The organism is Georgenia sp. Marseille-Q6866 (assembly GCF_965111665.1).
In genome coordinates, this window is sequence record NZ_CBCOOR010000004.1 from 187,086 (window position 1) to 201,144 (window position 14,059).

General features: G+C 74.3%; 14 protein-coding genes. 9 read left to right on the forward strand and 5 right to left on the reverse strand.

All coding sequences use genetic code 11. The features are described 5' to 3' along the window. Positions 1-111 precede the first annotated feature (111 nt). Positions 112-1,074, reverse strand: coding sequence for a TIGR03885 family FMN-dependent LLM class oxidoreductase (locus ACWPXV_RS05405; protein WP_454084270.1), 963 nt, complete (start codon positions 1,072-1,074; stop codon positions 112-114). A gap of 81 nt (positions 1,075-1,155) precedes the next feature. Between ACWPXV_RS05405 and ACWPXV_RS05410 the strand changes: the two genes are divergently transcribed. Further along, on the forward strand, positions 1,156-3,045 hold the full coding sequence (locus tag ACWPXV_RS05410) for a penicillin-binding transpeptidase domain-containing protein (RefSeq protein WP_454084271.1): 1,890 nt from the start codon (positions 1,156-1,158) through the stop codon (positions 3,043-3,045). 3 nt (positions 3,046-3,048) lie between these two features. Here the strand turns inward: ACWPXV_RS05410 and ACWPXV_RS05415 are convergent, their stop codons facing one another. After that, positions 3,049-4,044, reverse strand: coding sequence for an asparaginase (locus ACWPXV_RS05415; RefSeq protein WP_454084272.1), 996 nt, complete (start codon positions 4,042-4,044; stop codon positions 3,049-3,051). 70 nt (positions 4,045-4,114) lie between these two features. Here ACWPXV_RS05415 and ACWPXV_RS05420 point away from each other — a divergent pair, with 70 nt between their 5' ends. Continuing rightward, entirely contained in the window at positions 4,115-4,690 is a 576-nt protein-coding gene (locus ACWPXV_RS05420; RefSeq protein ID WP_454084273.1) for a CueP family metal-binding protein, read from the forward strand. A gap of 41 nt (positions 4,691-4,731) precedes the next feature. Continuing rightward, complete coding sequence (locus ACWPXV_RS05425; RefSeq protein ID WP_454084274.1) at positions 4,732-4,935, forward strand: DUF3072 domain-containing protein; 204 nt, start codon at positions 4,732-4,734, stop codon at positions 4,933-4,935. Here the strand turns inward: ACWPXV_RS05425 and ACWPXV_RS05430 are convergent. The 3 genes from ACWPXV_RS05430 to ACWPXV_RS05440 form a co-directional block, all read right to left on the reverse strand. Beyond that, complete coding sequence (locus ACWPXV_RS05430; protein ID WP_454084275.1) at positions 4,922-5,806, reverse strand: oxygenase MpaB family protein; 885 nt, start codon at positions 5,804-5,806, stop codon at positions 4,922-4,924. The genes ACWPXV_RS05425 and ACWPXV_RS05430 overlap by 14 nt on opposite strands. A gap of 51 nt (positions 5,807-5,857) precedes the next feature. Continuing rightward, positions 5,858-6,193 carry an STAS domain-containing protein gene (locus ACWPXV_RS05435; RefSeq protein ID WP_454084276.1) on the reverse strand — a complete coding sequence of 112 codons (336 nt, stop codon included), beginning with the start codon at positions 6,191-6,193 and terminating at the stop codon, positions 5,858-5,860. A gap of 94 nt (positions 6,194-6,287) precedes the next feature. Further along, on the reverse strand, positions 6,288-7,799 hold the full coding sequence (locus tag ACWPXV_RS05440) for an SIR2 family protein (RefSeq protein ID WP_454084277.1): 1,512 nt from the start codon (positions 7,797-7,799) through the stop codon (positions 6,288-6,290). A gap of 137 nt (positions 7,800-7,936) precedes the next feature. Between ACWPXV_RS05440 and ACWPXV_RS05445 the strand changes: the two genes are divergently transcribed. The 6 genes from ACWPXV_RS05445 (at position 7,937) to ACWPXV_RS05470 (ending at position 14,038) form a co-directional block, all read left to right on the forward strand. After that, the gene (locus ACWPXV_RS05445; RefSeq protein ID WP_454084278.1) at positions 7,937-8,734 is read left to right on the forward strand and encodes an SDR family NAD(P)-dependent oxidoreductase; all 798 of its coding nucleotides are present in this window, start codon (positions 7,937-7,939) and stop codon (positions 8,732-8,734) included. A 44-nt stretch (positions 8,735-8,778) separates the two neighbouring features. Continuing rightward, positions 8,779-9,705 (forward strand): quinone oxidoreductase family protein, encoded by a 927-nt coding sequence (locus ACWPXV_RS05450; protein WP_454084279.1) that lies wholly within the window; start codon positions 8,779-8,781, stop codon positions 9,703-9,705. 50 nt (positions 9,706-9,755) lie between these two features. Next, on the forward strand, positions 9,756-10,526 hold the full coding sequence (locus tag ACWPXV_RS05455; protein ID WP_454084280.1) for an LLM class F420-dependent oxidoreductase: 771 nt from the start codon (positions 9,756-9,758) through the stop codon (positions 10,524-10,526). After that, positions 10,516-11,466 carry a DUF368 domain-containing protein gene (locus ACWPXV_RS05460; protein WP_454084281.1) on the forward strand — a complete coding sequence of 317 codons (951 nt, stop codon included), beginning with the start codon at positions 10,516-10,518 and terminating at the stop codon, positions 11,464-11,466. Before ACWPXV_RS05455 ends, ACWPXV_RS05460 begins: the two co-directional genes overlap by 11 nt. A 45-nt stretch (positions 11,467-11,511) precedes the next feature. Continuing rightward, positions 11,512-13,152: a RecQ family ATP-dependent DNA helicase gene (locus tag ACWPXV_RS05465; RefSeq protein ID WP_454084282.1), complete on the forward strand. Its 1,641-nt coding sequence runs from the start codon at positions 11,512-11,514 to the stop codon at positions 13,150-13,152. Positions 13,153-13,384: 232 nt separating this feature from the next. Next, positions 13,385-14,038: an META domain-containing protein gene (locus ACWPXV_RS05470; RefSeq protein WP_454084283.1), complete on the forward strand. Its 654-nt coding sequence runs from the start codon at positions 13,385-13,387 to the stop codon at positions 14,036-14,038. The last annotated feature ends 21 nt before the right edge of the window (positions 14,039-14,059 follow it).

Here is a 14,059-nt window from a genome sequence, read left to right on the forward strand (position 1 = left end):
AAACTCACCGCCACTCGCCGTCGTCCTCTGCGCGAGTACGCACCGACGGTCACCGCGGAGCCCCTCCGGAGGCCGCTGAGTGACCGTATGTGCGTACTTGCGGTGGGAAGGTCAGGCGCGCAGGGCGGGCAGCAGCGCGCGCTCGGCGAGCTCGAGGAAGGGCGCCTGCTCCTGGCCGACGTGGTGGAGGTACACCTCGTCGAAGCCGAGCGCCTCGTACTCGCGCAGCTGTTCCACCAGCCCGGCCACGGAGTCGGTGACGACGACGGCGCCGGCGACGACGTCGTCGGGCACGTACCGGCCCATCTTGTCGAAGTCCTCGGGCGTGGCGGTGTCGTGGGCGATCGGCTCGGGGAAGGTGTTGTTCTGCCACTGGTCGCGGGCGATGTCGCGCGCCTCGCTCAGCGTCGGGGCGATCGAGACGTGCACCTGGAGGGCCAGCGTGCCGTTTCCGCCGGCCTCCCGATAGGCGCCGACGATCTCGCGCATCGACCCGATCTCGGTGTTGATCGTGATGAGGCCGTCGGCCCAGCGGGCGGCGCGCGCGGCGGTGCCGGGGGACAGGGCCGGGCCCTTGAGCGCCGGCGCCTGCTGCGGCAGGTCGTAGAGGCGGGCGCGCTCCACGGTCACGTGCCGGCCCCGGAAGGTGAGCTCCTCACCGGCGTGGAGACGGCGGATCACCTCGACGCACTCCTCGAGCCGCTCCTGGCGCAGGTCCTTGCCGATCCACTTGGCGCCCGTGATGTGCTCGTTCATGTTCTGCCCGCTGCCCAGCGCCACCCAGAAACGGCCGGGGAACATCTCGGCGAGCGTGGCCGAGGCCTGCGCGACGATCGCCGGGTGGTAGCGCTGGCCCGGGGCGTTGACCGTTCCCAGGCGCAGGGTCGTCGTCGCGAGGGCGGCGCCGAGCCACGACCAGGTGAAGCCGGAGTGGCCCTGCCGCGCGGACCACGGGGCGAAGTGGTCGGAGCACATCGCCATGTCGAAGCCGGCCCGTTCGGCCTGCTGGACGTCGCGGAGGAGCTGGGAGGGGGCGATCTGCTCGTGCGAGGCGTGGAATCCGTAGCGAGGCATGCGTCCTTGTCTAACGTGCGCCGCGTCCTCCGGCACCCGGAGCCTTGCCCCTCGTGGCCGCCCCCGGGAATACTCGCCCGGGTGATCCGCCGCCTCGCACCCGTCTGTGGCCTCGCGCTGCTCCTCACCGCCTGCTCGGGCCCCGAGGACGACGGCCTCGACGACGCCGCCTCCGCCCTCGCCTCCGCACTGGCCGGGCAGAGCCTCGACGGCGTGACCCTCACCGACCCGGCGGCCGCCGGGTCCTTCGCCGAGCTCGTCGAGCCGCTCACCGAGTACGAGGTCACGGTGGACGCGCAGGAGGTGACGCGCGCGGAGGACGGCGGCGCCGCGAGCGTCGAGCTCGCGTGGTCGTGGACGATCGAGGACCACGAGTGGGCCTACACGACGACGGCGGAGCTCGTCGAGCAGGAGGACGACGGCGGCTGGGCGGTCACCTGGCAGCCCGACGTCCTGGCCCCCGGCCTCACCGAGGGGGCACGTCTCGAGGTCAGCCGCACCCTGCCCGAGCGCGCCGACGTCCTCGGCGCGGACGGCGAGGTCATCGTCACCGAGCGTCCCGTCGGCCGCTACGGCCTGGACAAGACACTCGTCGAGGCCGAGGAGGTGGGGGAGCGCGCCGAGGAGGTGGCCGAGGCGCTCGGCATCGACCCCGCCGCCTTCCGCGAGCGCGCCGAGGCGATGGGCCCGCGGGCCTTCGTCGAGGCGATCGTCCTGCGCCCGGAGGACGCCGAGGACGTCGGCGAGGACTTCGCCGACATCCCCGGCGCCCGCGTCGTCGAGGACGCCATCCCGCTGGCCCCCACCCGGGAGTTCGCCCGCGAGCTCCTCGGGAGGGTCGGGCCGGCGACGGCGGAGGTCGTCGAGGCCTCCGAGGGCCGGGTCCGGGCCGGGGACGAGGTGGGCCTGTCCGGGCTCCAGGCCGCCTTCGAGGATCAGCTGCGCGGCACGCCGGACATCGCGGTGGCCGCCGTCGACGCCGCTGACACGCGCCGCACCCTCTTCGAGGGGGAGGGCACGGAGCCGGAGGACCTGCGCCTCACCCTGGACGTCGGCGTCCAGCAGACCGCCGAGGAGGTCCTCTACTCCAGCGAGGACACCGAGGGCTCCGCGAGCGCGATCGTCGCGCTGCGTCCCTCCACCGGCGAGGTGCTCGCCGCCGCGAACGGGCCCGGCAACGAGGGCCTCAACGCCGCGACCGCCGGCCAGTACGCGCCCGGCTCCACCTTCAAGGTCGTCACCTCCCTCGCCCTGCTGCGCGCCGGCCTCGCGCCCGACGACGCCGTCACCTGCTCCGAGACCCTCACCGTCGACGGCCGCGAGTTCACCAACTACGACGACTACCCGGCCTCCGCGCTCGGCGAGGTGCCCTTCCGCACCGCCCTCGCGCACTCGTGCAACACCGCCCTCATGGACCAGCGCGACCTCCTCGAGGACGGCGACCTCGCCGCGGCCGCCGAGGCGCTGGGCATCGGGGTCGAGCGCGAGCTCGGGTTCCCCGCCTACCTCGGCCAGGTCCCCGAGCCGGAGAGCGAGACGGAGCGGGCTGCCTCCCTCATCGGGCAGGGCCGCGTCCTCGCCAGCCCCCTGGCGATGGCGACGGTCGCCGCGTCGGTGCAGGCCGGCCACGCCGTCCTCCCGCAGCTCGTGGCCGACGCCGCTCCGGAGTCCGCCGAGCCCGCCCAGCCGCTCACCGAGGAGGAGGCCGAGCAGCTGCGCGAGCTCATGCGCGGCGTCGTCACCGAGGGGTCCGGCATCGCCCTCGACGACGTCCCCGGCGAGCCCGTCCTCGCGAAGACCGGCACCGCGGAGTACGGCAACCCCGACGACGACGGCGCGCACGAGACGCACACCTGGATGATCGCCGCCCAGGGCGACCTCGCCGTCGCCGTCCTCGTCGAGACCGGCGTCTCCGGCGCGCAGACCGCCGGCCCGATCCTCGAGGAGCTCCTCACCGCCCTCGCGGACTGAGGGTCACACGCGCGAGCGCTCCTCCAGCGCGGCCGCGAGGTTCTCGCCGGAGTACCCGGCGTGGCGGAGGACGTGGAGGAGCAGCCGCGCCTTGCGCCCCGAGAGCTCACCGGCCATGAGCACCCCCGCCTCGATGAGCTGCGCCTCGGAGCCGATGTACCCGTACGTCGCCCGGCCCGTGCCCCCGCGGGAGGTGCGGGAGGAGACCACGACGACGACGCCGTCGGCCACCGCCGTCGCGAGCACCTCGGAGGTGGCCGCCGAGACGTGCCCGAGCCCGCTGCCGTCCACGACGAGGGCGCGGAAGCCCGCGGTGAGGAGGGCGCGGACGACGCGGCCGTCGTCGGCGAGGGGCGCCTCGACGAGGGCGACGTCCACCGGCCCTGCCTCCGGCGGGGGCAGCGGGGCGGGCCGTCGGGCGGCCGGTGAGGCGAAGCGGGCATGGCGCTCCTGGACCCTGCCCACGGGGCCGAAGCCCGGTGAGACGAAGGTGTCGAGCGCCGTCGAGCTCTCCTTCGTCACCCGCGCGGCGAGGTGGATCTCGTCGTTGAGGACGACGAGCACGCCCCGCTCACGTGCCTCGGCGGCCAGCGCGACCCGGGCGGCGGCGAGGAGGTTGGCCGGCGCGTCGGTGCCGGTGAGGTCGGCCTGGCGCATCGCGCCGGTGACGACGAGCGGCTCGGGCCGGTCCCACAGGAGGTCGAGGAGGTAAGCCGTCTCCTCGAGGGTGTCGGTGCCGTGGGTGACGACGACGCCGCGCGCGCCTTCGTCCACCTGTGCGCGCGCCCAGGTGAGGGCCTCGAGGACGTCGGCGACCTCGACGGAGGCGGAGGGCTTGGTGCACACGGACGTCACGAGGACGGCGGCGAGGTTGGCGAGCTCCGGGACGCCACGGACGAGGTCGACGGCGTCGAGGCGAGGCTGGGCGGCGGCCCCGGGTGCGGGGGCGGTCATCGCGATGGTCCCGCCCATCGCGGCCACGGCAAGGATCGGCTGCATCCCGCCAGGATGCCACCCGCGGGACCTTGGACCCGTGACGCCGCCCGCCCCACTGCCCGACACTGGACATATGACACGAACCTCACGCGTGGCCGCCGCTGCCGCCACCCTGCTGCTCGCCCTGACCGCCTGCTCCGACGCCGCGGAGGACACCGCGCCCGCGCCCGAGCCCGCGCCGCTCCTCGCGGAGCACGGGCTCGACGGCATGAGCGGCCGGGAGATCGTCGACCACCTCGACCGGCTCGGCGGCGCCGAGCGGCCCGCGGACCTCATGGCCTCCGTCCGCCCCGAGGAGCTCATCGTGTCCGACGGCACCGAGGAGCTCGCCGTCGCGCTACCCGAGGACGAGTTCTACCTGTCCGTCGCGCCTTACGTGGACAGCAGCCACGAGTGCTTCTTCCACTCCTTGACGACGTGCCAGGGCGAGCTCACCGAGGCGGACATCGAGGTCACCTTCACGACGACGGACGGCGAGGTGCTGCTGGAGGAGACGACGACGACGTTCGCCAACGGCTTCGCCGGGTTCTGGCTCCCGCGCGACGTCGAGGGGGTCCTCGAGGTCACCCATGACGGCCGCACCGGGCAGGTCTCCGTCGCCACCGGCGCCGAGGACCCCACCTGCCTCACCACGCTGCAGCTCGTCTGACTCCGCTCGCCGGGCGCCCGGCACCGTCCTAGCGTGAGCGCATGAGCGATCAGCCCAGCGACACCATCAAGGACCCCGAGGACTGGACCACCGGCGAGGAGCCGGCCACCGGTGCCCAGCTCAGCTACCTCAGCACCCTGGCCCGCGAGGCCGGGCGCGAGGTGCCCGAGAACCTCACCAAGGCACAGGCGTCCAGCCTCATCGACGAGCTGCAGCAGGGCAGCGAGCGCGTCAGCGGGGACTGACGGGCTCCGGCTCCGGCGCCGCGTCCAGCCCGCCGAGCACCCAGCGCAGGCTGCGCGTGGCCGCGTGCCCCGCGGCGGCCCCGAGGGTCGCGTCGCGGCGCGGGTGGTCGGGCAGGCGCAGCGGCTCGCGCGCCCAGCGCGGCAGGGTCGCGACCGCGGCCCGCCCGATGAGGGCGTAGCCGGCCCGCGCCGGGCCGGTGACCGGGGGGCGGTGGAGGAGGAACTGCGCCGCCTCCAGCGCCTCGGGCCTCGAGCGCAGCTCGGGGCGGTAGCGCTCGAGGCCGGCGCGGAGCTCGGCGTGCGTCGTCGGCACCGCCTCCCCGCCCAGCCGCCGCGCCACGCCCGCCGCCTGCGCGACGTAGGTGTCGGTCTCCGCCGCCGTCAGCGGACGGGTGCCGAAGCGCTGGTGGGCGGTGAGGAAGCTGTCGACCTCGGCGATGTGCACCCACGTGATGAGGTGGGGGTCGTCGGCCCGGTAGGGGACGCCGTCCGTCGTCGTGCCGGAGATGTGCCGGTGGACGGCACGGACGATCGCGATCGCCCGCTCCGCGTCCTCCACCTTCGCGTAGGTGGTCTCCGCGATGAAGGTGCTCGTGCGGGCCAGCCGCCCCCACGGGTCATTCCGGTAGTCGGAGTGCTGGGCGACGGCGGCCATGGCCAGCGGGTGCAGCGACTGCAGGAGCAGGGCGCGCAGGCCGCCGACGTACATCGACGCGTCACCGTGGACCCGCTGGACGGGGTCCTCCGGGCCGAACCACCGCTCGCCGGGCTCACCGTGGATCCGGTGGCGCGCGTCGTGCGCGTCAGGTCCCGCGACTCGGGCCAGCAGGAGGTCGGAAAGCCGCCTGCGGGCGGCGTGTACGGGCGTCACCTCTTCAGTCTGCGTGATTCCCGACGGCGGTGCGCACCGGGCGGTACGGGCTCAGGTGCTCGCGGTGGCGCCTGCGCCGGTCCCGGTCTCGCGGATCTGGACGACCTCACCGAGGCGGGTGACGTCGAGGAGGAAACGGACGAGGTCGGGCGGGTCGACGAAGACGGCGGTGTGGTGCCCGACCGCGAGGCGGGCGAGGCTCGTCAGCGCGAGGGAGTCCATGAAGGTGACGGAGCTGGTGTCGACCTCCACCGGGAGGTCTCCCGTCCGGGCCTCGGTCACCGCGTGCTCGAGGGCCTGCTCCATGAGGGCGTCGACCTCGCCGCCCAGCTCAAGGCGGACCAGGCCGTCGCTGCGCCGCAGGCGCACCCAACCCTGGCTGCTCACCGGTCCTGTTCGCTCCATGACGTCCCCCACGCCGTGATCGTGGGCTGATCATGGCACGGCGCGGCCCGCACCGGAACGATTTGCCACTCGGTTGTCAGGTGGGCCGGTCACCGCCGAGGAGGGCGAGCGCCTGGGCGAGGGTCTCCCACGGGGCGCCGAGGGAGGCGACGCGAGCGTGCAGCTCGCGTGCCGCGGCTGCCGCCGCCCGCTCATCGTCGGAGGTGAGGAGGTCGGCGTAGCGCGGGTCGAGAAGGTGGTGGTTGCCGGCGGCGTGTGCGGCGAGGAGGTCGAGGACCACCGCGAGGTCGCGGGACTGCTCCTCGGGCCGCTCCCGTTGCGAGGCCGCGACGTAGTTGAAGACGCCCGCCCACAGGCGGGCCTTGCCGCCCACGTGCCGGCGGTCGAGGACGGTGCCCAGCGGCACGCGGGGCTCCTGGCCGTCCGGGCCCTGCTTCTGGAAGTCGACGACCTCGTGGGCCAGGCGCAGGAAGTTGTCGTCGGTGAGCGAGGCGCCGACGACGAGCAGGTGCCGGGTGAGCATGAGCGCCTGGACGACCGAGCCGAGCGGCCGGGACCGGGAGTCGTAGCGGACGAAGTCGCTGCGGGTGAGGACGATCCCACCGGGGTCGCTGACGTCCCCGTGCATCTTGAGGACCCACGGGCTGCCGCTCACCGGCTGTCCGTAGGGCAGGGCGGGCACGGCGTCGGTGCCCTCGACGTCACGGGCGGCGCTCTCGTAGAGGGCGTCGTAGTTGGTCGTGACGATCTCCCGGCATCCCAGCGCGGCGAGCAGGCTGTGGGTGATGGCGTAGCGGTCGACGCTGGAGGTCTCCCGGGCGACGGCGGCACCGAAGTCCGCACCGAGCTCGCGACGCAGCAGCTCCGCCCGGTCGAGAGGGGAGGGGACGTCGTCGAGGTCGACGCCGGACTGCTCGGCGATGGTCGCGATGAGCGCCTCCCACGAGGGCAGGCCCGCCGCCATGCTCACGCCGGCGCCGACGAAGAGCGCGAGCTCCCCGCGGCGCGCGCGCTCGGCAAGGGCGCGGACAGCGTCGGCCGCCTCCGGCGAGACGTCCGGCTCCAGCCCGCGGGTGAGGCGCGCGGCCTGGAAGGCGGTGTAGTCCGACGCCGTGGCGGCGACGATGACGACGTCGAGGTCGTGCCCGGCGACGGCGTCCTGGCAGGCGGCGAGCTGGGCGTCGACGACGGCGCCCGTGACGTCCGCGAAGCCCCCTCCGCCCGTACCGAGCGTCGGCAGCGCGACGAGCAGCTTCGCCCGGCCGGCACCAGGGGCCAGCCCGGCAGCGGTGACGTCCCCCAGCGCCCGGTGCAGCCGTCCCATGACGGCACGCAGCTCGCTGCTCGTGTCACCCTCCCCGCGCACGACGTCGACGAACCACGCCGGCTGACGGAGCCCGCGTGAGCGGCCGCGACCGACGCCGCGCTCGGCCCAGCCCTCCGGCTCGAGCCCGGCGACCTCCTCCGCGCCCACGCCCAGCGCCGCGTGCCAGTGCTCCTCGACGACGAAGGCCCGGTCGGTGGGCACGACGACCGCGTCGCAGTCCAGGTGCCCGATCCGGCCCCGGACGACGAAGACGTGCCCCATGCGCCGACGCTACCCGGCGCGGCCCTGACGCGCTCATGCACAACTGGTGGACAAGGCTGTGGACAATGGTGGCCGCCGCGCGTCGGGCACCCGCCGCGCCTACCGTGGGCCGCACCTACCAGTCCTCGGGAGAACCCATGTCAGGTACCCAGTCCGACCACCCCCTCGCCGTCGTCACCGGCGCCTCGAGCGGGATCGGCCGCGAGGTCGCCATCCTGCTGGCCGAGCAGGGCTACGACCTTGTCATCTGCGCCGACGACGCCGAGATCCACACGGTCCTGCCCGAGTCGCCGGGGCTCACCGTCGAGCCGGTCCAGGCGGACCTGTCCACCTACGACGGCGTGGAGGACCTCCTCGACGCCGTGGGGGACCGTGGCGTCGACGCGCTCGTCCTCAACGCGGGCGTCGCCGTCGGTGGGGAGTTCGTCGAGACGTCCCTCGACGACGACCTCGCCCTCATCGGACTCAACATCAGCGCCAACGTCCATCTCGCCAAGCGCCTCCTTCCCCGGATGGTCGCCGCCGGACGCGGGCGCGTCCTGCTCACCGGCTCGGTGACGAGCATGATGCCGGGGCCCTACTACGCCACCTACAGCGCCTCCAAGGCCTTCCTCCTCAACTTCGCGCAGTCGGTGAGGTATGAGCTCAAGGACACCGGCGTCACCCTCACGACGATGATGCCCGGCCCCACTGACACCGAGTTCTTCGAGCGGGCCGGCATGGAGGACACCCGGGTGGGACGGAGCGACAGCAAGGACGACCCCGTCGAGGTCGCCCGCGACGGGATCGCCGCGATGCTCGAGGGCAAGGACGACGCCGTCGTCGGCGCCACGGTGCGCAACACGCTCATGTCCCGCGCCACCAAGCCGCTGCCCGAGCGGACCAAGGCGGCCACCCAGGCCCGGCTCACCAAGCCGCTGGACGACGGCGAGTGAGCCCCGGGCGGGCGGGGGCACCGCCGTCGTCCTAGCGTGGGCAGATGCGAGTCATCGGAGTCACCACGCCTGGCGGACCTGAGCAGCTGGAGGTCCTCGACCGGCCCCTACCCCAGCCCGGGCCCGGCGAGCTGCGCATCGCCGTCGTCGCGGCCGCCGTCAACCCCACCGACACCGTGCTGCGCGAGCGGGGCGGACCCGACGGCCTCGAGCCGCCGTGGGTGCCCGGCATGGACGCGGCAGGCGTCGTGGACGCCGTCGGGGAGGGGGTCGAGCTGTCGCCGGGGGACCGCGTCGTCGCGATCATCGATCCGCGCACCCCGCGCGGCGGTGCCTACGCCGAGCTCGTCGTCGTCCCCGCCAGCGGCGTCGCCCGCCTGCCCGACGACGTCGACCTCGTCGCGGCGTCCTCCCTCCCGCTCAATGCGCTCACCGCACGCCACGCCCTCCGGCGCATGCGGGTCCCGCTGGCCGGCACGATCGCGGTGACCGGCGCCGCGGGTGCGGTCGGCGGGTACGCGATCGAGCTGGCCAAGCATGCGGGCCTGCGGGTCGTCGCGGACGCCAAGGAGGAGGACCGGGCGCTCGTCGAGTCCTTCGGCGCCGACCTCGTCCTGCCGCGCGGGGAAGGATTCCCGCAGGCGGTGCTCGAGCACGAGCCCGGTGGCGTGGACGCGCTGCTCGACGCCGCCGTCATGGGTGCCGCGGTGCTGACCGCCGTGCGTGACGGCGGGGTCGTCGCCTGCGTGCGTCCCTTCGACGGCGAGCCCGAGCGCGGCATCGACGTCTACACCGTCACCCCGGCCGACTACGTGCACGACGCCGAGGGGCTGGCCGAGCTCGTCGACCTCGCCACCCACGAGGTGCTGTCGCTGCGCGTCGCCCGGACCTTCCCGGCCGAGGAGGCCGCCGAGGCGCACCGCCAGCTCGAGGCGGGCGGCACGCGCGGGCGGCTGGTGCTGACCTTCTGACGGGCGGGCACGTCGCGCGGGACGTCGGTGCCGGCTGGCACGATGACGCCATGACCCACCCCGTGAGGATCGCCGTCCAGCTCCAGCCCCAGCACGCTGACTACAGCCAGATCCGCGACGCCCTGCGGCGCGCGGAGGACGCCGGCGCGGACGTCGTCTTCACCTGGGACCACTTCTTCCCGCTCACGGGGGAGCCGGACGGCAAGCACTTCGAGTGCTGGACGATGCTCGGGGCGTGGGCCGAGCAGACGAGCCGGGTGGAGATCGGTGCGCTCGTCACGTGCAACAGCTACCGCAACCCTGAGCTGCTCGCCGACATGGCCCGCACGGTCGACCACATCAGCGGCGGTCGGCTCATCCTCGGCATCGGGGCGGGCTGGTTCGAGCGCGACTACGACGAGTACGGCTACGAGTTCGGCACCCCCGGGACACGGCTGGCCGACCTGTCCCAGGCGCTGCCCCGGATCAAGGAGCGCTGGACCCGGCTCAACCCGCCGCCCACCCGCGACATCCCGGTCCTCGTGGGCGGGGGAGGGGAGCGCAAGACGCTGCGCTACACCGCCGAGCACGCCGACATCTGGCACAGCTTCGCCGACCTGGAGACGCTGCGGCACAAGAGCGCCGTCCTCGACCAGCACTGCGCGGACATCGGCCGCGACCCCGGCGAGATCGAGCGCTCGGTGGGCGTCAGGGGCGACCCGCGCGACAGCGGCGAGGCGCTCGTCGAGGCCGGCGCCACCCTCTTCACCGTCTCGGCGAGCGGCCCCGACTACGACCTCTCCTCGCTGAGCGAGTGGGTGGCCTGGCGCGATGCCCGCTGACGCCCGCACCGCCGTTGCGGCCCGTAGCGGGCGCGGCCAGCCGGTGCCCCAGTTCGTCCGTGGCTTCCTCATGGGCGCCGCGGACATCGTCCCCGGCGTCTCCGGAGGGACCATCGCGCTGGTCCTGGGCATCTACGAGCACCTCGTCCACGCGATCTCCACGGCCGCCTCCGCGCTCGGCGCGCTCGTGCGAGGAGACCTGCGCGAGACCGGTCGCCGGCTCGCGGCCGTCCCGTGGGTCTGGGTCCTGTCCCTGCTCGCCGGCATCGGGGCGGCAGTCGTCCTGCTCTCCGGTCCGCTCGAGCAGCTCCTCGCCGAGCGGCCGCAGGAGATGGCCGGCCTCTTCTTCGGGCTGATCCTCGGGGCGGTCGTCGTGTCGTGGCGGCTGGTCAAGCAGCCGCGGCCCTGGCTCGGTGTGGTCACTGGAGCAGCGGCCCTCGCCTTCTTCCTCTTCCTCGGGCTGCAGGACACCACCCATGCCGCCGGCTCCGAGACCGTGACGAGGCCGGTGTGGGTGTTCTTCCTCGCCGGTGCCGTCGCGATCTGCGCGATGATCCTGCCCGGCATCAGCGGCTCGTTCATCCTCGTGCTGCTCGGGATGTACACCGAGGTGCTGGGGGCGGTGAACGAGCGGCAGCTCGGCGTCCTCCTCGTCTTCCTGCTCGGCTGCGGCCTCGGGCTGGCTGCCTTCTCCTCGCTGCTCACCTGGCTCCTCGACCGGCACCACGACCTCGTGCTCGCCGCGCTCATCGGCCTCATGCTCGGCTCCCTGCGCATCCTGTGGCCCTGGCCGCACGGCCTGGAGAGCACGTCGCTCGGCGCGCCGTCCGGTCCGGTGCTCGTCCCGGTGCTGCTCGCGCTGGGCGGGTTCGCCGTCGTCGTCGGCGTCGACCTGCTCGGACGGCGGGTGTCGAGCCGGCGGGAGGGCGCGACGCCGTAGCGGCGAGCGGTTGCCGACCCCGCCGTCAGCCCGGACCGTTGGGGGATGACGACACGCGACGAGCTGCAGGTGATCGCACGGGACCAGTTCGGCTGGGACGACCTGCGCGGCGGGCAGCTCGAGGCGATCGAGGGTGTCGTCGCCGGGCGTGACGTCCTCGCGATCATGCCCACGGGCTACGGCAAGTCCGCCATCTACCAGGTGACGGGCGTCGTCCTGCCGGGGGCGACCATCGTCGTCTCCCCGCTCATCGCCCTCCAGGGCGACCAGATCGCCGGCATCACCGACGCGCCCGAGGCACCCGACGCCGTCGCCCTCAACTCCGCGTTGCCGGCCGCGGAGCGCAAGGAGGCGTGGCGGGCCGTGACGGCGGGGGCGGCGGAGTACTTCTTCCTGTCCCCGGAGCAGCTGGCCAAGGACGACGTCGTCGAGCGGCTGGCGCAGGTCGAGCCCTCGCTCGTCGTCGTCGACGAGGCGCACTGCGTCTCCGCCTGGGGCCACGACTTCCGCCCCGACTACCTGCGCCTGGGGCACGCGATCGACCGGCTTGGCCGCCCGCCCGTCGTCGCCCTCACGGCGACGGCGGCGCCTCCCGTCCGCGACGACATCGCCCGGCGCCTGGGCCTGCGCGACCCGCTGCTCATCACCCGCGGCTTCGACCGGCCCAACCTCGAGCTGCGGGTGGTGCGGCACGTCGACGCCGGACGCAAGCGCCGGGCGCTGCTCGAGGACGCCGCTACGCTGCCGGGTCCGGGCCTCGTGTACGCCGGGCGCCGCAAGGACACCGAGGACCTCGCTGCCGAGCTCAGCGAGCGCGGGCTGCGCGCCGCCGCCTACCACGCGGGGCTGCGCGCCCAGGTGCGCGAGCAGGTCCACGAGGACTTCTCCGCGGGCCGGCTCGACGTCGTCGTCGCGACATCCGCCTTCGGCATGGGCATCGACAAGGCCGACGTCCGCTTCGTCCTGCACGCCGACCCGCCCGGTTCCCTCGACAGCTACTACCAGGAGGTCGGCCGCGCCGGCCGCGACGGCGACCCCGCGCTGGCGGTGCTCCACTACCGCCCCGAGGACCTCGGGCTACGGTCATTCTTCGCGACGGCGAGCGTCCGCGAGGAGGACCTGCGCGCGGTACTCGGTGCGGTCCGCCGTGCCGACCGGCCGCTGGGCGCGACAGCGCTGCGCAACGCGCTGGAGCTGCCGCCCCGGCGGGTGACCGCCGCCGTCAACCTCCTCCAGGAGGTCGGCGCCGTCCGCCAGACGCGGCGCGGGATCGTCGCGCGCGGCAAGCAGCGCGCGGGGGAGGTCGTCGCCCTCGCCGAGGAGCAGACCGAGTCCCGCCAGCGGGTCGAGCGCTCCCGCGTGGAGATGATGCGCGGCTACGCCGAGACCCTGTCCTGCCGCCGCGAGTTCCTCCTCGGCTACTTCGGCGAGGACTACCCCGGCCCCTGCGAGAACTGCGACACCTGCGCGGCCGGTACCGCCCAGGAGCGCGCCGCCGAGGACGCGGCCGCCGCGGGCGACGGACCGGGCATGCAGGACGAGGTGGTCCACGAGCAGTGGGGTCGCGGCACGGTGATGAACACGGAGGACGACCGGCTCACCGTGTTCTTCCCCGACGAGGGGTACAAGACCCTGTCCAAGCAGGTGGTGGAGGAGCAGGGGCTGCTGCGCACCGCAGCCGACTGACGCTGCCGACGGTTCGCCGTTCTCCCGCCCGCGCCCGTGCTTGACTAAACGGACGACGACGTGAGGAGGTCCTGGTGAGTGCGCGCGTACTCCTGGCCGCAGCGGTGGCGCTGCTCCTCCTCGGCGGGTGCGCGGAGCGACCGGCACCGCAGGGCGGTGAGGACGACTGGGCGGACCCGGTCGACCTCGTCGGACTGTGGCGGGTCAGCGGTGCGGGAGAGGCCCGCGACACGTGGCTGCGGCTCGACGGGGCGGGCTCGTCCTGTGGCGCGGGCCGACGGTGCTGTCGGGCAGCTGGACCGCTGACGGACGGACGATCCTCGCCGCGGTGGACGGTTTCAGCGGCCAGCCGGTCGACGACATCTCGCCGGACTGGCTCGTCGGCGCCCACGGCTACCGGGTCTCCGAGGACGGCTGGCAGCTCGAGGACGACGACGGCGCGGTGGTGGCCACCCTCGCGGTCGACGGCGCTCCCGAGCCTGTCGCCACCGTGGCCGAGTGGTACGCGCAGCCGCCGGAGGTCACGGACGACGTGCGGGCAGCGCTGGCCGTCCCGGAGCTCCCGGACGGCGCCCGGGCGGCGAGCGCCGACCACCTCCTCGGCAGGTGGGTGCCGGCCGGTCCGGCGGTCGAGACTGAGCCATACGTCGTCTTCGAGGACGACGGGACCTGGGGCGGCAGCGACGGCTGCAACGGGCAGGGCGGCCGGTGGACCGTCTCGGAGGGGCGGCTGCTCGCGCTGTCCGGACCGATGACCCTCATCGGCTGCCCCGGAGCGCCCGTGGGCGCCTGGGTCGGTGGTGCCTCCCACGCCGTCGTCGACGGTGCCGAGCTCGTGCTCCTCGGCTCGGACGGTGCCGAGCTCGGCCGCCTCGTGCGCGGGTGACCCCCGAGCATGGCGTGCTGC